General features: G+C 36.5%; 23 protein-coding genes. All 23 read left to right on the forward strand.

The features are described 5' to 3' along the window. Positions 1–55: 55 nt before the first annotated feature. Positions 56–1,087, forward strand: a complete 1,032-nt coding sequence (locus G585_RS18685) for a glycosyltransferase family 2 protein (protein WP_022772803.1) — start codon at positions 56–58, stop codon at positions 1,085–1,087. A 22-nt stretch (positions 1,088–1,109) separates the two neighbouring features. After that, positions 1,110–1,772, forward strand: coding sequence for a PIG-L deacetylase family protein (locus G585_RS0102740; RefSeq protein ID WP_022772804.1), 663 nt, complete (start codon positions 1,110–1,112; stop codon positions 1,770–1,772). Further along, positions 1,769–2,482 carry a WbqC family protein gene (locus tag G585_RS0102745; RefSeq protein ID WP_022772806.1) on the forward strand — a complete coding sequence of 238 codons (714 nt, stop codon included), beginning with the start codon at positions 1,769–1,771 and terminating at the stop codon, positions 2,480–2,482. The genes G585_RS0102740 and G585_RS0102745 overlap by 4 nt, the downstream gene beginning before the upstream one ends. Positions 2,483–2,509: 27 nt before the next feature. Continuing rightward, a complete protein-coding gene (locus G585_RS0102750) occupies positions 2,510–3,541 on the forward strand; it encodes a glycosyltransferase family 2 protein (RefSeq protein WP_022772807.1) in 1,032 nt (343 codons plus the stop codon). Beyond that, a complete protein-coding gene (locus G585_RS16910; RefSeq protein ID WP_022772809.1) occupies positions 3,542–4,504 on the forward strand; it encodes a glycosyltransferase family 2 protein in 963 nt (320 codons plus the stop codon). A 93-nt stretch (positions 4,505–4,597) separates the two neighbouring features. Beyond that, entirely contained in the window at positions 4,598–5,446 is an 849-nt protein-coding gene (locus tag G585_RS0102760; RefSeq protein WP_022772810.1) for an ABC transporter permease, read from the forward strand. A 28-nt stretch (positions 5,447–5,474) separates the two neighbouring features. After that, entirely contained in the window at positions 5,475–6,740 is a 1,266-nt protein-coding gene (locus tag G585_RS0102765; RefSeq protein ID WP_022772811.1) for an ABC transporter ATP-binding protein, read from the forward strand. A 12-nt stretch (positions 6,741–6,752) separates the two neighbouring features. Next, positions 6,753–7,802, forward strand: coding sequence for a radical SAM protein (locus G585_RS0102770; protein WP_022772813.1), 1,050 nt, complete (start codon positions 6,753–6,755; stop codon positions 7,800–7,802). After that, the gene (locus G585_RS0102775) at positions 7,756–8,430 is read left to right on the forward strand and encodes a hypothetical protein (RefSeq protein ID WP_196802879.1); all 675 of its coding nucleotides are present in this window, start codon (positions 7,756–7,758) and stop codon (positions 8,428–8,430) included. Before G585_RS0102770 ends, G585_RS0102775 begins: the two co-directional genes overlap by 47 nt. Before the next feature lie 4 nt (positions 8,431–8,434). After that, positions 8,435–9,529: a polysaccharide pyruvyl transferase family protein gene (locus G585_RS16915; protein ID WP_022772816.1), complete on the forward strand. Its 1,095-nt coding sequence runs from the start codon at positions 8,435–8,437 to the stop codon at positions 9,527–9,529. A 21-nt stretch (positions 9,530–9,550) separates the two neighbouring features. Next, a complete protein-coding gene (locus G585_RS0102785) occupies positions 9,551–10,831 on the forward strand; it encodes a hypothetical protein (protein WP_022772818.1) in 1,281 nt (426 codons plus the stop codon). Then, the gene (locus G585_RS0102790) at positions 10,828–12,258 is read left to right on the forward strand and encodes a DUF6056 family protein (protein ID WP_022772819.1); all 1,431 of its coding nucleotides are present in this window, start codon (positions 10,828–10,830) and stop codon (positions 12,256–12,258) included. Before G585_RS0102785 ends, G585_RS0102790 begins: the two co-directional genes overlap by 4 nt. A gap of 439 nt (positions 12,259–12,697) precedes the next feature. Next, positions 12,698–12,943 (forward strand): hypothetical protein, encoded by a 246-nt coding sequence (locus G585_RS0102795; protein WP_196802880.1) that lies wholly within the window; start codon positions 12,698–12,700, stop codon positions 12,941–12,943. 66 nt (positions 12,944–13,009) lie between these two features. Further along, positions 13,010–14,239: a hypothetical protein gene (locus G585_RS0102800; protein WP_022772822.1), complete on the forward strand. Its 1,230-nt coding sequence runs from the start codon at positions 13,010–13,012 to the stop codon at positions 14,237–14,239. 36 nt (positions 14,240–14,275) lie between these two features. Further along, a complete protein-coding gene (locus G585_RS0102805) occupies positions 14,276–15,238 on the forward strand; it encodes a hypothetical protein (RefSeq protein ID WP_022772824.1) in 963 nt (320 codons plus the stop codon). Positions 15,239–15,264: 26 nt separating this feature from the next. Beyond that, the gene (locus G585_RS0102810) at positions 15,265–15,705 is read left to right on the forward strand and encodes a DUF4869 domain-containing protein (RefSeq protein ID WP_022772826.1); all 441 of its coding nucleotides are present in this window, start codon (positions 15,265–15,267) and stop codon (positions 15,703–15,705) included. Between the two features lie 37 nt (positions 15,706–15,742). Then, entirely contained in the window at positions 15,743–15,871 is a 129-nt protein-coding gene (locus G585_RS19975; protein ID WP_022772828.1) for a hypothetical protein, read from the forward strand. 94 nt (positions 15,872–15,965) lie between these two features. Next, on the forward strand, positions 15,966–17,654 hold the full coding sequence (locus tag G585_RS0102820) for an AAA family ATPase (protein WP_022772830.1): 1,689 nt from the start codon (positions 15,966–15,968) through the stop codon (positions 17,652–17,654). Between the two features lie 132 nt (positions 17,655–17,786). After that, positions 17,787–21,812 carry a hypothetical protein gene (locus G585_RS0102825; RefSeq protein WP_022772832.1) on the forward strand — a complete coding sequence of 1,342 codons (4,026 nt, stop codon included), beginning with the start codon at positions 17,787–17,789 and terminating at the stop codon, positions 21,810–21,812. Between the two features lie 35 nt (positions 21,813–21,847). Further along, the gene (locus tag G585_RS0102830; RefSeq protein ID WP_026663734.1) at positions 21,848–22,633 is read left to right on the forward strand and encodes a glycosyltransferase family 2 protein; all 786 of its coding nucleotides are present in this window, start codon (positions 21,848–21,850) and stop codon (positions 22,631–22,633) included. 111 nt (positions 22,634–22,744) lie between these two features. Further along, a complete protein-coding gene (locus G585_RS0102835; RefSeq protein WP_022772835.1) occupies positions 22,745–23,404 on the forward strand; it encodes a SatD family protein in 660 nt (219 codons plus the stop codon). After that, complete coding sequence (locus G585_RS18690) at positions 23,401–24,147, forward strand: DUF3307 domain-containing protein (RefSeq protein WP_022772837.1); 747 nt, start codon at positions 23,401–23,403, stop codon at positions 24,145–24,147. The genes G585_RS0102835 and G585_RS18690 overlap by 4 nt, the downstream gene beginning before the upstream one ends. A gap of 46 nt (positions 24,148–24,193) precedes the next feature. Next, positions 24,194–25,957: a glycosyltransferase family 4 protein gene (locus G585_RS0102845; RefSeq protein ID WP_022772839.1), complete on the forward strand. Its 1,764-nt coding sequence runs from the start codon at positions 24,194–24,196 to the stop codon at positions 25,955–25,957. Positions 25,958–26,013 lie beyond the last annotated feature (56 nt).

Below are 26,013 nucleotides of genomic sequence, written 5' to 3' on the forward strand. Positions count from 1 at the left end.
TGAAATAGAATTATCAATAATTATTTTCATGTATCAAAACATAGAAAGAGGTAAAATGGGAGAAGAATTGTTGAGTGTTATAGTTCCTATCTATAATGTAGTAGAGTATTTGGATGCATGTATTCAGGGTATTATTTCATCTAGTTACGCCAATATAGAGGTGATATTAGTTGATGATGGCTCTACGGATGGATCTGGTGAGCTATGTGATAGATATGCAAGGGAAGATAACAGAATTAAAGTTATACATAAGGAGAATGGAGGGCTTGTTAGTGCCAGAAAGGCCGGGGTAGAAATAGCTACTGGAAAGTGGACTAATTTCATTGATGGTGATGATTACATATTAAGTGATTACTACGAAAAAGTATTGCCTCACATGAGAGAGAATAATGTTGAAATGGTTGTTATTGGTTATACCTCAATTAATTTTGACGGAACCTTCGATGGGATAGGGAAAAGTAGTATACAAGAAGGTATATATTCTGTAGAAGACTACGATAAATATCTTGATAATAACGGCGAGAAATTAGGTTTCATTTACGATGACAATAAAATATATATTACAGAGTACTTAAAAGAAGCTATTAAAGAAGTGAATAATGATGTTATAAGAGCTGAGGATTTGAATCTAACTCTTTCATACATGAAATATTGCCGAAATTTTTATGTGGATAATTCGTCATTTGGTTATCAATGCGTAAAAAGAAAGACATCTATTACACATACGTATGATAAAGAAAGCATTAAACATACGGCTAACTATATAGCAAGTAGTTTGAAGCTTATTGAGGATAAGCTACATGATGAAAACTCAGAGAAATATAATAGGATGATTTACAATGCAGCTTTTAATATTGTAATGAGTGATTGCATAGGGTGTACATTCTATTACTATGGTAAGAAGCGAATATTGCAGATTGTAAAATATTTTAAGGATATGGCAAATAATGATGTCATACGTTCTCTTTTTGAAAACGGTGTGGAAAAGAATTATTTTTATGGGAATAGATATAGGTTTGCTTTATTGATGAGTAAAAAAGCATACTTCAGAGCTTTGATTATGAGAATTAGAAAACAGGTTCGATAATTATTTTAAGAGGAGAGTAAGAATGAAGATATTAGCAGTTGGAGCCCATTTAGATGATATTGAAATTGCATGTGGCGGCACATTAGCAAAGGCGCTCAAAAATGGTCATGATGTAAAAACACTAATTATGAGCAAGTCCGGATATACTAATAAAGATGGAGCAGTTCAGAGAACTGATGAATCAGCAGTAAAAGAGGGAACGGAAGCACTTAATATTCTGGGAGTTAGAGATATTGAAATACTTGATTTTGAAACTAAAGATATTCCATTTCATTCAAGTGTAGTCAATGCTATAGATGTGTGCATAAGCCAATATAATCCAGACATTATTTTTACGCATCATCCATTTGATACCCATCAAGCACATGTTGGTGTAAGTAATGCTACTATAGCAGCAGCAAGAAGAAAAAATACCATTTTTTTCTATGAGCCGATATCTCCATCTGGAAGATCATATGTTGCGTTTAGACCTCAGCTATATATCCCAATTGAGGACACAATCAATCAAAAACTAGATGCGCTAAGGGCCCATAAGACTGAATATCATAAATTTGGTAAAGAAGATTGGATAGAGGGGGTTAATGCTAGATGTGGATTTAGAGGATATGAGATGGGAAAGAAATTTGCTGAGGCTTTTGAAATATTACGATTAGAAATGAGTTTTTCGGAGGATATGTTATTGTGATTATTACTATACATCAACCAGAGCATTTACCTTGGCTTGGATTTTTGAATAAAGCAGCTAAAGCAGATTTGTTTGTAATTCTTGATAGTGTACAGTTTGAAAAGAATTATTTTCAAAATAGGAATAGAATACTAGGAACAAATGGCGTTCAATGGATAGGAATACCAGTAAGCTTGTCAGGGCATATGAATGCTTCAATTGCCGAAACCCTTATTTCGAACGTCGACAAAAAATGGCGCGAAAAATATTTGAGAACAATTCAAATGAGTTATAGTAAGTATCCATATTTTAATGAAGTATATCCTTTGATTGAAGAAAGCATAGGCATTGAGACAGATCATTTCAGTGACATAAATATTGCTATTATTGAAAAACTTTTCGATAAACTCGAAATTAAGTGCGATATTGTTCTCTCTTCGAAATTAAATGTTGAGGGACTAAAGTCGGATCTTATATTGGATATATGCAAAAAGACAAATGCTGATGCTTATATTGCAGGTCCATTTGGCAGAGATTATCTTAATTTATCTGATTTCAATAATGAGCGAATTAAAGTGTATTATAACGATTATGAGCATCCAGTATATGAGCAGAAACGAAGTAATGAATTTATAAGCCATTTATCTGGGATAGATTTGTTTATGAATGTAGGTTTTATTGAAGGGAAGAAAATAATGATGCAAGGTAACGAAGGACTAAGTGAAGAATAAAAGAAGCTTAGTTATTGAAAGGTAGATATGCTGAATGCTACATTATCAATAATTGTTCCAATATTCAATGGTGAAAAAACTTTAGAAAAATGTATAAAAAAAATACTAGGTCAGGTTGATGAAGGAACTGAAATAATACTGGTTGATGATGGTTCCACAGATAGGACGGGTGAGATTTGTCAAAAACTGTCAAATGCTGATAAAAGGGTAGTTATCATTAAAAAGGAAAATGGCGGTGTTTCCAGCGCTAGAAATTCAGGCATCGAAGCTGCTTCTGGGAAATATATAATGTTTATTGACTGCGATGATTTTTTAGAAGACGGCTATTTTGATGCTTTCCTAAAAATGGAGAAACTAATTGATGAAGGCGTGATAGTTTTGACTAAAATCAAAACGCATTATATGGAATCAAAATCAGTAGTTGTTGAAGGGATGGATTTTGACGCGGATAAAAAGTTGAGCCTTAATTGTATCGTAGATATTTGGAATGAGCATCTGTGGAACGCTCCGGTTAACAAAATCTATTTGCGCAAGGTATTACGTGATAACTGTATACGATATGATTGTAATATAAAGATGGGTGAGGATTGGCTTTTTAACAATGCATATATTAGGGCATTAAAGCCAAAAGGATTTTATATTATAGGCGATGTGTCATATGATTATTATTTCGATGAAAACCCGTGGCGGCATTGCACTCCAGAGGATTTCTATGAAAATAATAAGAGACAAGTAGAAGACTTCTTGTATACTTTGAAGGAGCTTAACATTGACAAGCATGAAGTGGATAAGTTTGAGAAGAGAGATTTAGATTTTACAATTGTAGAATTAAAACGAATAGCGAGAAACCATACTAAAAAAGTGCAGGAAAGAATAGAAGCAATCAATGTGCTTTTGGATAGAGAGAGGGTTCCAAGCAAAATTATAAAGAATAAGTCCTTGTTAAAGAAGGATGAAGTTATTGAGTTTATTTTAGGAAATGCGATAGTTATAGTTATATGGGAAGTGATACGTGAAAAATTAGGACTTATAAAAGCCGGAATACGTGGAGGAAAATGATTGTATAGAGATGCATTAATATCCGTAATTGTTCCTATCTATAATGTTGAGAAATATCTTGAGAAATGTATTTATTCTATTACTAATCAAACGTATAAAAATTTGGAAATAATACTAGTCAATGATGGTAGCACAGATAACTGTTCTACCATCATTGACAGTTTTATTAAATTAGATAATAGAATTAAATATTTTTTTCAAGAAAACGCAGGATTATCTGCCGCTAGGAATACTGGAATTGAAAATGCTAGTGGCGATTATTATCTGTTTATAGATAGTGATGACTATATTCATCCTCGAATGGTAGAGATTTTATACAATAATTTAAAAGAGTATAATGCTGATATTTCAATATGTGACCTTCATTGGATAGAAGAAGGGGAATCCGTCGGTGAATATGTAGATAATAATCCTATGGTATATTCAGGTAAAGACGTACTTAGAAAACTAATAGGAGATGATTTAATCTCGGTAGTTGCTTGGAATAAATTGTATAAGAAAGAAATTTTTGAGGAAATCAGATATCCTGTAGGACGCATTCATGAAGATGAGTTTGTAATACATAGAATTTTAGCAAAATGCCATAAGAGTGTATATACTGATGCAAAACTATACTTTTATATAAAAAGAAAAGGATCGATTGTAAGCACTCAATCATCTAAAAGCCTTGGAGATGGATTTTTAGCGTTTTGTGAAAGATTTGTATGGGCTTTTCCTAAAAAAGATAAGGTGTTTACTGATTGGTGTTTTGATGTTATGTTGAATGAAGCAAATTATATAATCTATAAAACTAATACTGATGAACATGAAGTTTTAGTTAGAAATGTAAAAAAAATGATTGAGCAAATTTTGAAGGACTTACCTTTTTCTACGCATATTACATGGAGAAAGATAATAGTAGGAAAAGTTTGGATTAGGAATCCTAAAAAAGGGAATAGCTTAAGACGATATTTACACTGTTAAATATATTAGAAGCTTTAAGTTACTGTTATAATAAATATAAAATGCTAATAGAGGAAATGTGTTAACATATAAAAGTTCAGAAGGAAAGATTAGATGCAAAAAAATGATAAATGGGATATTGATATTACGCCTAGAAGAAAATGGTATGAGCTTAGGCTCAAAGAAGTATATAGTTATAGGGATTTGATATGGCTCCTTGTAAAAAGGAGCTTTTCTGCGCAATATAAGCAGACTGTTTTAGGACCGCTTTGGTTCATAATTAATCCTCTTATTTCATCGTTTATTTCAACTTTAGTATTTGGAAATATTGCGGGAATTGAATCTGATGGAGTTCCATATTTCCTCTTTTATTTATGTGGTTATACTTTATGGAACTACTTTTCAACATGTGTAAATCAGACATCGACAACATTTACTACAAATGCCAATATCATGGGAAAAGTGTATTTTCCTAGATTAACTATGCCTATTTCATCAGTTATATTTTCAGCTTTGAATATGATAATCATTTTCTTTTTGTCGATTATAGCGATGATCGTTTATAGGATCCAGGGATTTGAGATTCACACTACTGCAATGATATGGATTATTCCACTTCTTATGCTGCAGACTGCAGTACTTGGACTGGGAGTTGGTATTATCATTTCTTCTCTTACGACCAAGTATAGGGATTTAACAATACTTGTTGGATTTGGTATCCAGCTTTGGATGTACATTACACCTGTAGTATATCCTATGACTGCTGTTAAGGGATCACTTAAAACTATTATTTTATTGAATCCTATGTCAGCTGTTATACAGAATTATAAGTATGCGCTTTTAGGTATAGGAACATTTGAGCCGTTATACTGGCTCATCAGTGTTATTATGACTGGCGTTCTGTTCCTTCTTGGAGTTCTTTTGTTCAATAATGTAGAGCAGACATTCATGGATACTGTCTGATAAGTATAATAGAGTTAAAGGATGTAAAATGTCAGATACAGCGATTAAGATAGAAAACTTAAAAAAACAGTATACACTCGGTGCTATTGGTGGAAAGACTCTTTCTGCGGATCTTAACATGTGGTGGGCAAAAGTCAGAGGAAAAGAAAATCCATATGCCAAGATTGGTGAAGATACCAGTAATTATGGTCAGAAGTTTTACGCATTAAATGGAATCAATCTGGAGATAAAAAAAGGTGAAGCAGTCGGTATAATTGGAACCAATGGTGCAGGAAAGTCCACTCTTTTAAAGCTTCTCTCAAGAGTTACAGCTCCTACTGAAGGTAGAATACGTATAAACGGAAGAATAACATCTATGCTTGAGGTTGGGACAGGATTTCATCCTGAACTTACTGGCCGAGAGAATATCTATATGAATGGTGCTATTCTTGGAATGACAAAGGCAGAGATTGACTCCAAAATGGAGGATATAATTGAATTCTCTGAGTGTAGACAGTTTATTGATACACCTGTTAAGAGATATTCTTCAGGAATGTATGTTAAGCTTGCTTTTTCAGTGGCAGCACATCTGGATTCTGATATTATGATCATGGATGAAGTACTTGCAGTTGGTGATATGAAGTTCCAACAGAAGTGCCTTGGAAAAATGGATGATGCAGCTCACGGTGAGGGAAAAACTATCCTTTATGTAAGCCACAATATGACAACGATTAGGCAGTTATGTTCCAGATGTATAGTGCTCAGTCATGGAACAGTAATATTTGATGGCGATGTTGAGAGCGCAATCGAAGTTTACATGGGTGAGAACAAGGTTTCTAATGCAGAAACAGAAATAGCGAAAGTAAAGAGAGCTCCTGAGTTTTCTGACCATAAAGTAACCATGACAAAACTGACAGTAGATAATGATCAGGGACAGTACATGGTTGGGGATGTGATAAAAGGGAAGCTTTTTGTTGATTCTCCGGAAACTATAGATGATGTTCATCTGAGAATCATAGTTAAGCATGCAGATGGAACTCCGATAACCATGTCTACAAGCAGCTCTACAGTTTCTTTTAACAAGGGCGAGAATGATATTGATTTTGTACTTGATACATCAATGCTTGCTCCCGGTAGATACAATCTTGGTTTTGTAGTATATAACGTTAATGAGTACGGTACAGATCAGACCCTTGATGGTGTTCATTCTGTATATGTGTTCCAGGTATCTGGTGGCGATGGCTTCAATAACAATATGGAATGGAAAAATAAGTATTGGGGCTATGTGCTTGGAAAAGAACTTGAAGTTAAATAATTGGTGTTTATTATGGGAAAAATAAAAAGATATTTAGATTGCCATATTCCGATAACTACTTGTAATCTGAAATGCAGTTATTGTTATATAGCACAGTTGGATCAATTTCAAAATGTTAAGCCGAAAGTTTTTCACACTTTAGATGTGGAAAAAAAGGCATTTTCTCAGGAAAGACTAGGCGGGCCCTGCCTTGTAAACCTATGTGCAGGTGGTGAGACGCTTCTTTATCCTGATATTGCTGGTCTTGTAAGAGTGATTTTGGAGAATGGTCATTATGTAATGATTGTCACAAATGGTCTTCTTACCCATAAGATAGAAGAGCTTCTTGAGATAGATTATGAACTTAGGAAAAGAATCTTCTTTAAGTTCTCATATCATTACGTAGAGCTTAAAAGACTTAATTTATTTGAACAGTACTTTGAGAATATAAATAAAGTCAGACGTGCAGGAGCTTCTTTTACATGTGAGCTTACGCCCTGTGACGAAGAGATTGAATATATAGATGATATAAAGAAAAGGTGCATGGATAACCTTGGGGCTTGGCCGCATGTTACTATTGCCAGATCTGATATTGACCCAGACCACAGAATACCTCACCTTTCAAATCTTTCTTTTGAGGATTATATAAACACTTGGAAAGTATTTGATTCAAACCTTTTTAATGAAAAGATTAAGTTCTTTTATGAAAAGAGAACCGAATTTTGTTATGCCGGTGATTGGAGTCTTTTTGTTGATCTTGAAACAGGAAGCATTACGCCATGTAATTGTGGAAAACGGCTGGGTGACTTCTATGACTTTAGTAAACCAATTAAGTTTAGGGCTATAGGTAACCACTGTAGTTTAGCTCATTGTTTTAACGGACATAGTTGGCTGTCTCTTGGTGATATTCCAGAGTTTGATATTAAGAACTATGCTGAACTCAGAAACCGCAAATGCGCAGATGGCACAGAATGGCTTAATCCAACTATTAAGGAAGCATTTAGTTCAAAATTGGTAGAGCAGAATGAAGAATATAGTGAACTCAAGAAAAAAATCACTAATTTTTGTTATAGGTTTTATTAGTGTTATCAGCGCTGCTCTGTTGCTATATGGACTAGTTTTTTTCTTTAACAGAAAGACATTAAAGTTTAGTATTGATGATTCAACAGAGATTTTACTGGACATTGCAAATAATGACTATAATAGCATTTTTGACTCTCCAACGCTTGGATTACTAAAGGAATTGCATGAGACATATGACCTTGACCCAACTCTTTTTCTTTTTGAACAGCTTGGTTCATTTAATAAAACGGATTTTCCGGATAAGTACCGGGAAGAGTTTGTGCAGAACAGCGACTGGTTAAAGCTGGGGTGGCATGGAATAGATGATGGAATAAAAGGTATATATTATTGTGATACAGATGTCGTTGGTTATGATTTTTCCCAAGAAGAGGATGCGTTGATCCAATCTGACAGAGTCGGTGTGCTCAGAAAAAAATATGATGGCAAGACTATCTCATACCAGTTGACCAATGTGAGATTGGATAATCTTGACAGCGATGATGAATTATTACGCCTTCTGAATGGAAGAGCAGAAGATAGAGATGTTGTGGTATTTACCCACGCATGGATGCTGCAGAATTCAGCAAAGTATATTGAACCTGTATGCAAGTGGGCTGAGGATAATGGTTACAAATTGAATTGGAATTAGGTATATGGGGATTTATTCTGTTCTAAAAAAGATAGATAGGGAATTGCATATTGATAAGTTGCGATATTATGCGAAGGATAAAAGGTATTCTTTTGAGCAATACTTTGCTATTAAGAAAATGTGCAATGAAGCAGATTTTATAATGATTAACACTCCGAATCATGGAAATCTTGGAGATCATGCGATTGCGATAGCGGAACAGAGGTTTTTTTACGAAAGATTTCCGAGCATAAGATATAGAGAAATAACTGGGGACTATTACAGAAAGAATAGCAGTATTATAAAAAAACTCATGAAGACCAATATAGTCCTTGGGATTAGTGGTGGGGGATATATTGGTGATGTCTGGATGGAAGAGGAAGAACTTGTAAGAAGTGTTGTAAGTTCTTTCCCTGACAATAAGATTATTATATTCCCGCAGACCGTGTACTACAGAGATACAGAACAGGGAAAGCAAGAGTGGGAAATAACTAAGAAAATTTTTGATAATCATAGAGCAGATGTGACTTTCTTTTTAAGGGAAAAGAAATCTTATGATTTTATTAAGAATAACCTTCCAACGTTAAAGAATGTGTTCCTCACTCCGGATATGGTTCTCTCTCTAGAAAAAAACTATGGGTTTAAAAGAAATGGAATTTTGCTTTGTTTTAGAGATGACAGGGAAAAATACATTTCTATAGATATTGTCAAAGAAATAGAGAAATGTGCAAAAGAAAAAAATATAGAAATTAAGCGCTCTTCTACTGTATTGGAGAGGAATGTAGATGTTTCGGAAAGAGAACAAGCAGTTGAAGAAAAACTAAAAGAGTTTGCATCTGCTAAACTTGTGGTGACTGACAGACTTCATGGAATGCTTTTTGCGGCAATTACCGGAACCCCATGTATAGCTTTTGACAATGAGACCGGGAAAGTTGGCGGAGTGTATGAGTGGATAAAAGATTTGAATTATGTTTTTTTTAGTGACAGAAATTACTCCGAAAGGATGCTATTTGATTATATACAGCATCTGATTTGTAAAAAAAATGATGTCTACAAAACAGATGTATATGAATGGAAGAAGTTTTTTGAGACTATTAAAAATAATATATTATCGGTATGAATTTCTAGGTGAATATTTGTTATGAGGCTAATTAAAGGCATTTCTAAAAAAATCTTCAGTATTATATTATGCATGGTAATAGCTGTATTTATTGCTTTTCTTTTGATATGCACATCATATATACTTCCAATTGATCGTATTGAAAAAAATGTTGCTTCTTCGGCCAGATATATACAGAAAGAAGGTTCATATCCAGGATTAGCGTGGTGGACTACACAGTTAGATAATGTGACTGATTCTGCTATGCTATTAGTAGCTGCCAATGATACGGAGGAATCTCTGATTGTTGAAGCTATGTCCTCACATTTAGGAGGTATTAATGATGCTGATTTAGCAGTTACTATAGTTAAGCACTATATAGATGGGCAGGAGTTTGATAGGATAGGAAGTTATTCAAGATATTGGCATGGCTATGTAGTTGTTTTAAGACCTCTATTGATGCTTACCGATTACCTAGGAATAAGAATTATTAATGGTATTATACAATTATTTCTTATATATTATATTTGCAGATTGTTATTCCTAAAAGGACGAAAAGAATATATTAGTTCTATTCTTGTCTCTTATGGTATGTTAATGCCGTTAGCGTTGGCGTTGTCATTACAGTTTTCTCCGTGTTTTTATATAGCGACAATAGCTTCTATTTTCATTTTGATTATTGGAACTGAAAAGATAGATAGATATGGTTATTTGATATTTCTTATAATTGGGGCAATGACTTCGTTTTTTGATTTTTTGACATATCCAATAGTAACATTGGGGGTTCCTATGCTGTTCTATTTTGCAATAAAAGATAGTTCATGTGGAATAAAACATGTTAGGATAGTGGTTGAAGATAGTATTTGCTGGGGAGTTGGTTATATTGGAATGTGGTCGTCAAAATGGATATTTGCTACTGCTATTACTGAAAAAAATGTTATTAAAGATGCTGCAGATACTTTTCTTTATAGAACATCACAATATCAATCACAATCAATTGAAATTTCACGCATATCTTGTGAGTTAAGAAATTATGGTGCTTTTTTTAAGACACCTGTTACGATGGTTTTGGTCGTCATTGTAGTGTATTTGCTTATCAATATTATTAGGGCTTGTGATAATAATATCATAGGAATTTTAAAAATCATGTTTCCATATTTCATGATTGCTATGATGCCATTTGCATGGTATGCCTTTGCACTTCAACACTCTTATGCTCATTTTTGGTTTACTAATAAAGCGTGTGTAGTTTCTATTATGGCAATTATGTTTGGACTTCATGATGTCCTAAGAAGTATAACGAACGTAAAGGAACAAGAATGAAAAGGTACAATATAATCACTATTGCATGTGGGATTTTTATAGCTTATATGGTTGGAACTTTGGTTTGGATTAGCTCATATAGTGTTTTAGTTGCAGATGATTTTTCACATGGACTTACAGTAGGAGCATTTAATGAACCATTTATACCGTATTTATTTGCTTCATTCAGATTTGTAAGAAAAGTTTTTTTTGAAATAACAGGTGCCTATTTTACAATGTTTATTCAGGCATTATTTAGTCCAATCAATCATTATGGATTGAGCCAACTTAGGGTTGTGATGGCATTTAACTCATCGTTATTCTTTTTATCACTTTTTATTATTTTTTTTACCACGATAAAAAAGTATGCCATAAAGAATCTTGCTGTGTCAATGATCCTTCTTTCTACAATAGTTTTTTCTATATGTGGTTATCAGACTTATCCTGAGGTGTTCTTTTGGTTTTCTGGAGCAACAGGATATAGTTTTCCTTTATCAATGCTTTTAATAGCCCTAGCGGGAGTTATTAATTTGGATAAGAGCAAAAAAAATATACATTTTGCTATTGCTTTATTGTTTGGGATTTGTGCGATGGGTGGAAATCTGACTGTGTCAGGAACTGGCTGCTATGTATTGCTTATTATCATTGTATACTTAGGAATTCTAAACAAAAAATTTCCGATTAAGCATACGATAGTTTTTTTTGTATGGTTTATTTGTGCATTAATAAATGCAACTTCACCAGGACAATTTAACAGAAAAAGCATGCTGGATGATTCAGGAATACAAGTTGGCACAGCTATAATTAATTCTTTATTTATGGCAAGAGCACGCTTTATAGAATTGTTAAATTATAATTATTTATTAATGCTTATGCTGGTATTCTTGTGTGGGATAATAATTGGAAGTAAAAAGAGTTATTTCAGAATAGTAGATCTGCTTTTTTCTTTTGTTGGAATGTTAACCCCAGTGGTTACGATATTTCCTTATACGCTTGGAACAAATGGAACGCAAGTTCCAGATAGATGCGGCTTTGTTATGGATGTTGCTATTATTCTGGCATCGATAAATGTTGTGTTTATTCTTGGGACATTAGTCAGCAATAAAGTAAACACTAGCATAAGGATACTAACTGGATGTGCAATTGTAATATTCATGGTGATTTATTGCAAATATGATGGGTATGGATTATCAGATTTTAAAACTTATGAACTAAGCAGTCAGCAAATATATGATGATATATACAGAAATCATTATTATAATCATGTAGAATTTTACGACTGGGTAAGATCCCAAAAAGGGCAGGATGTCGTGGTAACACCTGAGCACTGCCCTTATGGTATAGATAATGTGTATAATCTTTATCTTTTTGTTAATTCAGATGAGTGGGTCAATAATTGTGTAGCACAGTATTGTGGAGTTAAGAGCATAAGAGTTGACTATGACTGATTAATGCTTACAAAGTAGGAGAAAGAAATGTACAGAAAACTTCCGGTGGGGATGCATTGCTGTTTGCAGCATATTCAAGAAAAGTGTTCAAGGTAGGAATTGCATTTGAATCACCTACGAGAAAGCTTGTGGGATGAAAAGTTGGATAATCACGTACAACTTTTATAAATTTATAGATTTTTGTAATAAAAATTAGGGATTGGTAATGTGTTATGAATGATATAGAATTGCGCAGAGCGCAGCTTACAATGTTGGAAATATTGAAAGAATTTAAGAGGGTATGTAATTTACTAGGATTGTAAAGTGGATACAGTTATATTCCAGGCTTACTAGAGCTAATAACAATATTATTGTTTCTCCTGGGTACATGAGTACTACACGGAGAATTACATTAGGGATTCCGTTGATATACATGGCAACTGTTGATAGCAGACATAGTTTGGAATATAGGCTGCATGACTATCTGTATATATCAATTTGTTGGGCGATGGGTCTTGCGTCTACTATATCTGTAAAAATTATTTTGGCTGGTTTTGTCATGGGAATAAACGATGGTGCAGATAAATTATTACTACGAATGGGCAATGAGTACTCATATGGCTACAGATTTATGGTGGTAACTTATTATGCTATTTTTTCTTTTGCAATAGAGTGCTTTAAAGATAAGATTTTGAGTAAACGATAATTTTAAGAGCTTTTTTGTTAAGCGATAAATAATGAACTTATATTGAGATAATTGGAGCGTTTGTTAATGAATACAAAATCAAGTAAATTAAGTACCTTCATTATGTTTGTTATATTTGGTTCGATTTTATTGGCATTTTTGGGAGGCGGTGGAACCGGTGACGCACAGTACTTTATGGGATGGATAGAAAATGCTGAAGAATACGGAATAATAGATGGTTTTAGGGAAAATTATGATATGTATCCGCCCTATTCGGCGTTGGTTTTGTACTTGGTTTATCGCTTATTCATTTTTGTTCCTAATGCAGCTCTTTTTTCCATAAGGATTTGCACGGCAGTATTTATGATTATTAGCTGTGTAGTGGCTAAGCTTATCTTCAAAAATGACAAGATGGTCTATATATTTTTTTTAACTACTTTCCTATCTGTTACAAATGGCTATCTAGATATCTTTATTGTTCCGTTTGCGCTTATGGCATATTACTTTTTTAAAATGGACAAATATTTTTGGGGCGGATTATTTCTTTGCCTAATGTGCCTTATGAAATATCAACCCCTTATTGTAATGCCGATCGTGGCTGCCGGATTTGTAAATATTAACAGGGAGAAAAAAAATATAATTATTAAGTGGGAAAAGATAATAAAGATTTGTATCGGAGCTATTATCCCGCTGATTGTTACTTTTGCTATTTACAAAAAGCCATTCTTCTGGTCGATTTATGTGGCTCTGTTCAGGGATAGCAGTTTTATCGCACCAAACGGATTGAATTTCGGTTGGATAGTGCAATTTTTATATGAGAAAGTTACGGGAACGCTTGTTGGCAATAGAGTAGATATCATGTGTAGTGTTAAAGCACTTGTTGCCTTTAAGTTTGTCTTTGTACTTGGTTATATTGTGGTGCTCGTGCAAACTCTTTTTGCTATAGGAAAGAGTTTGACGTATATTTTGAAGAACAGTTTTATTGTGTATATTTTGTACTATCTTTTTAACACCAATGTGCATGAAAATCATTTTTTTGTAGGAGTGCTTCTGGCAGTAATGCTTTATCATGAAGTGGGTGAAGATTTTTTTCCATTTCTATGCGCTGCAGCGTTTATGTTTAACATGAATGTAGCAGTATTTTACGGCGTTTGGGGAATTACAGGTGGATTTGACAGGGTTATACTGGGCGTGCTTGATCCGACAATAGTTTTAGCGTTTGTGAATGTGATATTTGGAGTTGTGATGATATGGAAAATTGAAAGAAGTAACATTTTTGATAATACCTTAAAGGAACCAAAAATTACTGGCATATAAAAAATAATTGGTTAGCATAGTTATGAGGAAAACAGAATGCGTGGTTCACATCATATTATTGTATCAAACTCTACTGTGAAGTATGAATTTGATATTAAAAGGAACATAACAATCATAAAGGGAAATAGTGCTACAGGTAAAACTACGCTCGTTGAGATGATAAACGAACACTATGAATCTGGTGACGAAAGTGGTGTGACTGTTAGCTGTGACAAAGAATGTAGAGTTGTTGCAGGAAGAGAATGGAAGCTATTGTTAAGTAATATCAATGATAGCATAGTATTTATTGATGAGGATAATGATTTTCTTCCTTCTGTTGAATTTGCTGAGGCGGTTAAATGCTCAGATAATTACTATGTTATTGTAACCAGGGAAGGATTAAGTAATCTCCCTTATAGTGTAGATGAAATATATGGCATAAAATCATCCGGTAAGTTTTCAAGTTTGAAGCAGGTGTATCATGAGTTCTACCATATTTATGGTGATAATCCGCCCATAATGGATTCACATCCAGAGACTGTTATTGTTGAAGATTCAAATTCCGGTTATGAATTCTTTAATGGTGTCTCAGAGGGAAAAGATTATAAGGTAATTAGTGCTAAAGGAAAATCTAATATTTTTAAAGAGATTATAGCGCATAGGGGTGAAAAAATTTTGGTAATTGCCGATGGAGCTGCATTTGGCTCTGAAGTTGACAGAGTAATGAAGCTTGTTTCCGGTAATAATCGAATTATATTGTTATTACCTGAATCTTTTGAATGGCTTGTATTATCTTCCAATGTTTTTAGTAAAAAGATTAATAGTGATATTCTGAACCATACATCTGAATATGTTGAGAGTGCAGAATTCTTTAGCTGGGAGCGATTCTTTACTCAATATTTAATAGATACGACCAAGAATTCATATTTAGCATATAGCAAACACAGGTTAAATCCGGTATATTTGCATGACGTTAATAGAAAAGCAATATTAAATACAATTAAGCATATTAGTATTTGATAACTGTATCGTCGATTGGAGATATTATGGTTTCGGTTTATTTTGGAGATATGCACGGAGTGATATATAATCCGGCAAGATATTTTAAAAATACTTACACTGACGAATGGATAGTAGATGATTTCTGTAAAGAAATGATTAAAGACGTGGATAAGTCAGAAGTAATTGGGCCAAGAATTATTGACAGTCCTGTTTTGGGCGGGATTACTCCGCGAGAACTGTCAGGGGGAGTAAAAACGCTCATTTGCATGTATAAATGCCCGGACAAAGTATTCAATGCATCAGCTTGTGGTGACAATTGTGCTAAATGGATATTAGAAATTGGCAAGAGAAAAGATATTATGATCAATTTAAGACATATCATGGATTTTGGTAGCGGAGAATTCAATATTAAAGTTTTGAACACAGATCAAGTCGTCAATAACATGGAAGAACTGATTCCAATCGCAGGGCAATTTGTAAGATAAGCAAAGAATTAAGGAAAAGAATGGAGAAACAAAGGTCATGTCAATTGCAGTGGCTCCAGAGTGCCTTTACCCATTTGATGCAGAGGACTGGAAGGACGGAAGCAAGTTCTTTTACGATAAAGATCTTGTGGAATATGAGGATGGGCCATATACTTTCCGAAGGTAGGTTGATTATATGAAGCGTACTTATGAAAATGGATTTGTGTGAAATGATATAATTAGAGGTAGCATCACAATAGACATAGATAGTAGGAGCAGACATGATTGAAAATGCGTTGCCGATTGGCGTTGAGAGTTTTGAGAAAATAATCAGAGAAAATTACTACTATATTGATAAGACCGGACTGATCGAAGATTTGCTTCTGAGCAGGGCTGAGGTTACGCTTTTTACCAGACCCAGGAGATTTGGTAAGTCTTTAAACATGAGTATGCTCAAGGCATTCTTTGACCTGGGAACAGATAGATCGTTATTTGATGGACTGCAAATATCCAGGGCCGTTGATCTGTGTGATAACTATTTGGGGCAATATCCTGTTGTTTCGATTACCATGAAAGATGTGTCCGGTAGCAGTATAAATGAAGCCAAGGCGCAGATTAAATCAATTATTGGCAAAGAAGCCTTGAAGTACAGCTATGTTTTAGAGGATAAAGGTCTGTCTGACGAAGAAAAATCTATCTATAAGGCTATCACAGAGGTAACTAATGGCGAATTTGTAATGGATGACATTGTTCTGAGGAATAGCCTGATGAACCTTACACACGTTATCCACAAGTTTTACGATAAAAAAGTTATTCTTCTTATAGATGAGTATGATGTGCCTCTTGATAAAGCGCATTTGGGCGGATACTATGACGAGATGTCCTCGTTATTAAGAGATATTTTGAGTTCTGCATTAAAGAGTAATGATAGTTTGAAAATGTCTGTTTTGACAGGATGCCTGAGAATTGCAAAAGAAAGCATCTTTACAGGACTTAATAATCTCAGGGTTCAGTCCATTTCTGACGTAGGATTTAGTGAGTGGTTTGGCTTTTCTGATAAAGAGGTTATCGAATTACTTGAGGATTATGGTTTTGCCGATAAGCATGATGTTGTCAAAGAGTGGTATGACGGATATAAATTTGGCAAAAACAATGTCTATTGCCCTTGGGATGTGATCAATTATGTTCAGACATTAAAATCGGATGATGAAGCTATGCCTGAATTATACTGGTCTAATACAAGCAGCAATGGTTTGCTATATGATATGATTGCAGATGCCAATGATCAGACCAAACACGAGATAGAATTGTTGTTATCCGGAAATGGAGTAAAAAAAGAAATCCATTCAGAATTAACATACAGAGAGATCAGTGACTCTGTCGATAATATCTGGAGTGTTCTTTATATGACCGGATATTTAACAATGAAGTCCAGAACGGAAGATGGAGAATATGAGCTTGTAATACCAAACAGAGAAATATATTCTCTTTTGAAAAGTAACATCTATCAGCATTTGAAAAGAGATGCAATTCAAAAGGCAGGGGAGGCCAATAGCCTTTTTATGGCAATTGTAAATGGAAATGCAGAGGAATTCGAGAGGCGGTTTTCTGACTATTTGCTGAAGTACATCAGTATCAGAGATACTAATGTCAAAAAAGAGATGAAGGAAAACTTTTATCATGGTTATCTTTTAGGCATTCTGAGCGCAGTATCCGGAGCAGTAGTATCAAACAGAGAATCAGGTGAAGGCTTTGCAGATATTATTATTAAATCCGCGGAGAAGCGTGTAGGTGTAATACTGGAAATCAAGTATGCTGAAAATGAAAAGCTTGATCAGTATTGTAGTGAAGCTTTGAAGCAGATTGAGGAAAAGAATTATGCACAGTCTTTAATTGATGACGGTATGGATACAATCATAAAATATGGAGTTGCCTGCTATAAAAAGAGATGTAAGGTAGTGAAGGCATAATTCTTGCAAAACTCACAGATTCTTCGTATAGTGTTCTTGACTATTTTTTTGATTCGGAGAAGCAGATTTTTGAATAAAGAAAAATTATTAGAAATTATAAATAATCCTATATTGAAGCGAATTTCGGAGGCTATGTTTACCATAGCCTTTTGTCTGTATTTCTACGCAAATTGCGCGGTAGCGTATAACATTGTATATGTTGAGGCAGTAGATGCACTTGCAGATTTCATGTTGTTCTTGCTCCCGGTGATTGTGGTGCTGCAGTGGATCACACATTTGGACAGGAAAAGAGATATCATCATTGGAGCAGTAGTGATTGTCTTTTTTAAGATAATCGTGCTGCTTGGAGTATGCAGAATTGACGCCAGGTATTTTCCGCTTCTTATTGCAGCCAGCATTGGTGTAGATTACAAAAAGGTCCTGAGGGCTTGCGTGGTGCTCTGGGGCATAGTTATTGTGGCTGTAATTCTTGCTACTGCAGTTAGTGGCGGGGGTAATACTGTTTATGCCACCAAAGCCAGGATCAGGTCAGGTGGCGGTCTCGGATACGTTACTGACGCTGCCAGCTGGGTGCTGTACATGGCTATGTATTTTTTTATCACATCTGAGTACGAGACAGATTACATTGCGCTGATCTTGGCCGGTGTTTCTGCTCTTGCAGCCAGGTTCTATTTTGATTCCAATACCTCTACATTCATGTCAGTTCTTTTGTTCGTGCTGATCATCTATTCACGAATAGAGGTCAGATTCTGGAAAAAGAAAGCAGTGAAGATCATTTCAGTTATCCTTAACCTGCTGGCACTGACACTTATTCCTATAACAACAGGTTTTCTTATTATTGCTGCCATTCTTTATGACAAGGGCAACACCCTTATGGCGCAGATTGATAAGCTGATCCATTGGAGGATCAAGCTTACAAGCCAAGCGATTACTGAGTATGGAATCAAGCCTTTTGGTGTGGATTTTGGATTGGTTGGAGCTTCAGCTCCGGGTATGAAGTCATACGATTACAATTACCTTGATTCCTCTTTCGTCAACATGATGGTCAGATTCGGCTGGGTTATTGCACTGGTAGTTTTTATTATCTGGATTTACGAAGTTTTCATGGCTATGAGTGGCAACAGGCGCAGGTTTGTGCTGGTGTCCATCGTTATTGCCATCCATTCTTTTGAGGAGCAGCATTTCTTTGAAATTCTGTACAATCCAATCCTGTGGATGCCTTTGGCTTACGGTGTTAACAGCAGATTTGCCAGCTATGGTGCTTACCTTAAGAGAAAAGAGAAAAAGGCTGCAAGCGAGAATGTTGAGACAAAGGACCTTTTAAAGCAGTCTCTCGTTGCCTGGGCTGTAAGGGCTGTGCTTATATTGATTTCACTTTTAGCTTCACCGATGATTTTTGCGCGCTTCAGGACCTTGTATGACATCAAGGAAGAACTTGGAAGTGCCAGCTCTTTTGAGGATGCAAGGTATCTTGCTATTTTCTTTTTTGCAGCGCTGGTTGCCATTATTTGGGGCGCAGGACGCATTGCCAAAAAGCTCTATAAGAAAGAAAAGCTGATCGTTGATAAGAAGAAAGATATTGTGGTTCCGGCAGTTGTCGGAGGTGCATTTTTAATAGCACTGGCAGTATATGTGGCTGCAGGCATAGGTATTCATGTTAAGCGCGATGTGTATTCTGCAAGGATCGAGGCTGATAAGGCCGCAATAGATGTGATCCTTGATGCGGCAGAATATCCTGTTTACTCAGATGAATATACCGAAGGCTACAAGAAGGCCTTTTCAGGCATCAAGTATTCACGTTATACAGGCGCTGACCTTGTAAGGCAGCTTGATTGTACAATCATCACTGATAAGGATAATGAAGTTGTGCAGTACTTCAACAGAGGGTGCTCCTATGCGCAGATTTCTGACTATTCTGCGATTTACACTACAGACAATGCTGTTGAAGAGGCTTTAGCTGCAGCAGGCTACCATGTTACAGGTTATTTCAACTTGGAAAAAGAGGTGGACCTTGGAGTTACATTTACTACCAATTCCATGACTGTTACGCCCGGAAGTTATACTTTGGCCGGATCAATTTCTTTTGTCCCTGAAGAGGGAAAAGAATATAGTGGCAGCGCACAGATTGCGGCTATTTCCATTGCAGATGCTGATTCTGAGGAGAAAATCAAAGTCAGGATCAGAGATCTTGATGAGAACGGTAATTACAATTATGAGCTAAAGTTTAAAACTAAAAATGAAGGCATGACCTTCAGCATTACCTCCTCTTATGGAAAAGAGCTTTCGGCATCACCTATGCAGATGACAGTGGATGGCGGTGAGACTACAGAGCCTACGGTTTATGCAGTGTATAACGGAAGCAGTGCTATTTATGCAGGTAAGTATGTTCTTGATCTAGCTCTTTTGGCTGATAATTACCAAAGTGAGCCTGAAAACGAAAATATCGGTAAGATAGAGTACACAACCAATGGAGAGAGAACTGGGAATAAGCCTATTTATGTGGGCGGATTTGATGATCAGAAAGCGCAGACTGTGGAACTTGCATTTAGTTCAAGTGGTGAGGGGTTTGATTTTACCATTACTATTGATAATAAATTTGCGCCCAAGATCAGTGTTCTTACATACATTCAGAAGCCGGATTATGATATTCACTATACTTATGATGATGAGGGCTATGTAGTAAGGGCTGAGTATTACGATCTTGAGGGTAATAAAGCTACTGCGCCGGATGGATATTTTGCTATTGAGTATGAGAATGATAAGGATGGCAATCAGACAGTTGTCAGATATTTGGATGAGAATAATGAGCGCGTTTTGATTCCTTCAAGAGGCTATGCTGAAGCTCACAGGATATATAATAAGCTTGGGTATCTCATTTATGAGAGTTATTTTGGAGCTGATGGTGAGCCTATTACTAGGGCTGATGGCTTTGCTGCATATTCCAATGAAGTTGACACCTATGGCAATGCTACCCAGGTCAGGTATTATGACGGTGAAGGAAATCTTGTCGATATAAGCGCAGGCTATGCTGTGGTCGACAGAAGGTTTGATGATGAAAAACGTGTGATTTATGAGACCTTTACCTGTGCAGATGGCAGCAAGTACGTGGCTCCACAGGGCTATAGCGGCTGCAGATATGAGTACGATGAGGCAGGCAATAAGTCCATAATTGTTTACCTTGATGAGAATGACAAGCCTATTTTGACCACATGGGGCTATGCTGAGGTTCACAAGGAATTTGACGAGATGCATCGTGTAACTGTTGAGTCATATTATGGCACGGATGGCGAGGTCATGGAGACTGCGTCTGGTTACGCAACTCTTGTCAATGAATATGACGACAATGGTAATCTGGCGGCTATCAGGTATTTTGGCATTGATACCAGCACAGGTTACACTGAAATCAGAAGAGAGTATGATTCCAAGAACAGGGTCATCTATGAGGGCAAGTTCAACAGCGATGGCGAGGGTATCATTTTGTCCGGTCAGTATTCTGCATATAGAAAGACTTATGATGAAGCTGGAAATGTGGATAGCATTATCTACTATGGAACCGATGGCAATCTGGTGATGATTGACGGCGAGTATGCAGAGGTACATTACAAATATGATGACAGCAAGCGCGTGATCTATGAGAGCTTTTTTGACGGGGAGGGAAATCCTGTTCTCCGCGGTGGCGGCAAGTATCACGGTCTTGGCTATGAGTATGATGAGGCCGGAAACAGGAATGTAATCAGGTACTACGACAGTGCTGATGCGCTGGTGCTCATTGATGGCCAGTATGCTGAGGTTCACAGGACTTTTGATGAAAATAAGAGGACTGCGAGCGAGAGCTATTTTGGACTTTCAGGTGAGAAAGTGGTTATGAACGCCGGTTATCATATGGTTTCCTATGGCTACGATGAGGAAAATAATGTTAATGTTATTAAGTACTATGACATGGATGGCAATCCAATGCTGATAAATTCCGGTGTCCACGAGATCCGCAGGACCTTTAATGAGGTCAGAAAGATAACCCGCGAGGAGTATTACGGAACTGATGGCAATCCTATTGCCAACACCGCCGGAGCTGCAGTTGTAACCCGTGAGTACTACGACGATGGCTCGCTTATCGGCGAGTATAAATACGACGTCGATGGGAATTTGATTGAGGAGTGACAGGGACAGGCATTCAGATAGGAGAAAATGATAATATGGCGAGGCCATTGTTTACGGTGATCACTGTCTGCTATAACAGTGAAAAGACAATAGAAAGAACTCTGCAGAGTGTTTTAGATCAAACAGAGCAGGATTATGAATATCTCATAATTGATGGGGCGTCTACTGATGGCACTCTTGATATAGTAAGGCGCTATGAGCCTGAGTTTGGTGGAAAGCTTCATATCTTTTCCGAAAAAGATAATGGAATCTATGATGCCATGAACAAGGGGATAGCAAAAGCCTCTGGAGAACTGATCGGACTTGTTAACAGTGACGACTATTATGAGCTTGATGCGCTGGAGAATATGAAGAAGGCGTATCTGGAGAATGTTGCATGTAAAGGCAATGACACGAGTCAGGATGTGGATTTAAAACGTCACATCATCCTCTACGGTATGCAGAGGCGCCTTCGTGGTGGCGAAGAGATCGAGATAGAATTCATCAACCACAGAATCCTTGGTGAGAGTATGATCTGCCATCCCACATGCTTTGTGAGCAGGGATGTCTATGGCGATTTCGGGGCATATGATACCGGCTACCAAAGTGCTGCAGATCTGGACTTTCTTTTGAGGATAAAGAGAACCACAGATACTGTGTTTATTCCGGTTTATCACATTATCTCCAACTTTGAGCTGGGTGGAATGTCTGCGTCGGGCCGCGGTGCCAGAGAGGCTGCAAGAGTAAGATGCAAGTACGGGGTATATTCCAGAACAAGGATGAATTATGTGATATTACAGAGTAGGATCATAGACTTCGTCCATTGGTTGAAAAGAAAGTGAACAATCCTGTAAAAATATGCGCTATTTTTGAATAAATGTCAATTATGCATATATAATGCATAATTGACATTTATGCGTTATGAGCGCATAATTAATCCAAGGAGAAATATTATGGGATATGTTGCTGTTATAGGAGATATCAAAGATTCAAAAAAAGTGCATAATCGCGGATTAGTGCAAAATGAGCTTAAGAGGGTGCTTGCATATATTAATTCTAAGTATATTGAGGACGTGGCAGCTAATTTTGTCATAACACTTGGAGATGAGTTCCAGGGCCTTCTGATAACCGGTAATAATCTTTTTGAAATAATAAGGCTGATAAAGAGAAGTATGTATCCGGTTGAGATTCGGTTCGGGATAGGTGTTGGGAAAATAACAACTTCAATTGATCCACAGGCTGCAATTGGGGCTGATGGTCCGGCTTTTTATGCTGCAAGAGAAATGATAGAAGAGCTGAGAAGGCAGGAAAAAAAGCTTAAGGATCAGGCACCGGATGTAAAACTTGCTATATATGGAAAACCAGATGATATACAGGTTGAGCAGATTAATACTTTTCTTAGAATGACTAAAATGATAGAAAAGAGCTGGTCATCTGAGCAAAGAGAGACAATAGTTGATACTATAACAAATGGCGGTAGTCAGGCAGAACGGGCGAAACGATTGAAAACTACACAGTCGACAATTGCCCGAAGATTAAAATCTGCAAATTATGATGCGTACAGAGATATAGAAAATATAACGGACAGGGCGTTTACAAAGGTTAAGGTATGAAGGATTATTTGTTATATTTGTTTTTGGGGCATATTCTTGGGGATTTTTACTTTCAAACAGAAAAAATTGCCAGGCTTAAAGATAGAAGTTATAAAGGTGTGTTGATTCATTCTTTTGAGTATCTGCTGATAATGATTGCTTTAGCAATTCCATTTTTGTCGGTAGATATGCTTCTGGCAGCGGGATATGCATCAGCTGTGCATTGGGTAATAGACTCTGGTAAATATATAGTCAAGAAAAAGAAACACTTCAGTGATCTGGGAATGTTTGTCATTGATCAGATGCTACATGCAATTAGCATTATAATACTGGCGTTGACGTTCTGTGTATGGCATTTTATAGTAAATGGAAAGCAGATTATTGCTCTTGCACAGATGCTGTCCATTGATACATATGTGTTAAAATGGGTATTATCAATATTATTGATTCATAAACCTGTAAATATATTTATTCAGAAATTTTTGAAAGACTATAAGCCTGCTGACGATAAGAATACTGGCAACGATGACATTATTAACAGAGAAAAGAATATTGGTAGGATTATTGGGACTATTGAGAGAATAGTGATGTTGATATTGATCAGTAGAAATCAATATGCAGCATTGGGATTGGTTTTGACAGCCAAGTCAATTACCAGATATGACAGAATAGTAAAGGATAAGGCATTTGCAGAATACTATCTACTTGGAACGCTTATGAGCGTTTTATGCGTATTGGTAATAAGTGTTATTGTTACAATATAAATGAAGGGAACATGAAGATAGCAATATTGGATTGGATGTGTCGGTTATGAATAAAAGCTTTACAAACAGAATACTTGGGATAGACGTAGCCGTCACGAATCTGGAAGATGCTGTAGAGTGCATTGCGCATCAGGTTGACGAGCTGGAAAAAGATAAAGAGAAGTCGCAGCGTTATATTAAGCTGGTTTCAGCTGAGGATTTACTTGACGCTCAAACGGACAAGGAAAAGCGCGAGGAATTAGACAATGCAGAGATGTTGATTCCTGTAAGTGAGCCTATTGCCTGGATCCAGAGGCTTAGAGGTTTTAAGACTGCAGAGGCGATCAGGGAGAAGAAATTTATCGAATCCTTACAAAAAAAATTAGGCGAAAAATATGATGAAATCAAGTGGCTTGAAGAAGATGCATTGAATTGCAATAAGAATCAAAATGGACAGAATCATGACTGCAAGTTATCCATCATACATCCAAGCAGATCAACATCCATCTCAACCCTCAGTTTTCTCCTTAAGTCCATCCCGGATGCGTTTAGATGGCAGAGGAAAAGACCCGGTGATAAAAAAGACCTGCTTATATATGCCCATTATTATTATCCTGATGTGGCATCAACGGGACAGATATTGACTGAACTGGCAGAGGGCCTCAATGATACTTTTCACACAACAGTCATCTGTACCGTGCCCAGCTATACAGGTAAGATCGATAAAGAGTATAAAAAGCACAAGTACTATTACGAGAATATAAATGGCGTAGATGTCCTTAGAATTAGGGTTCCGGAGTTTCGCAAGAACTTCTCGCCCAGCAGGATCATAAATATCGTGTCCTATTTTATCAGTGCTATTTTTGCCACAGCCCGCGTGGGACATCAGGACTACGTCTATACGATTTCACAGCCCCCCATACTTGGAGGCCTTCTTGGCGTGTTTGGCAAGATCATTAAGAGGGCGAAATTCATCTATAACATCCAGGATTTCAATCCCGAGCAGGTTATGGCAGTTTCTTTTACCAGCAACAAATTTGTGCTGGGAACCATGATGTGGCTAGATAAGCTAAGCTGCAGGTTTGCTGACAAGATCATCGTTGTGGGCCGCGACATGGTTGAGACTCTGAAAAAGAGATTTCCAGAGAACACACCTGACTATGTCCACATCAATAACTGGATCAATGAAAAAGAAATTGTGCCCCTTCCGGCTGACAATGAGAAGGTTGTGGCATTTAAAGAGAAATATAATTTAAACGACAAATTTATCATCATGTATTCAGGAAACATCGGCCTTTACTATGACCTTCTTGAAATTGAGAAGATAATTAAAGAGTTCGATGGGCCCGAGTACAGCGACCTTGTTTTTGCCTTTGTTGGACAGGGAACTGTTCTGGAGGACATGAAGGCTTATCAGGCAAAAGAAAACCTGAAGAATATTGTCTTTATTCCATATCAGAATAAAGAGGACCTGGTGTACAGCTTAAATGCCGGCGATGTGCACTTTGTCGTTAATGCCAAAGGTATAAAGGGCGTATCTGTGCCAAGTAAGCTTTACGGCGTAATGGCAGCAGGAAAGCCTGTTCTGGGAATCCTTGAAGAGGGGTCTGAGGCCCGCCTCATAGTTGAGGAGGCTCAGTGCGGCGTGGTTGCTGATCCCGGTGACTATGACGAGATCAGACGAGTTATCAGGTATTTTATTGATAATCGAAGAAGTTCGGGAGAACCTTTACACAATATGGGCATGCGAGGCCGCAGATTCCTTGATGAGCACCTCACAAGGGACGTCTCCATACAGAAATATGCTGATGAAATCCTTAAGATCAGATAGGCGCATGCGCTGAAATAAAGAAGTGACTGCTTGAACGAATTCCAAGAAAAATCAAT

It is taken from the genome of Butyrivibrio sp. AE2015 (genome assembly GCF_000420825.1).
Lineage (GTDB): Bacteria > Bacillota > Clostridia > Lachnospirales > Lachnospiraceae > Butyrivibrio.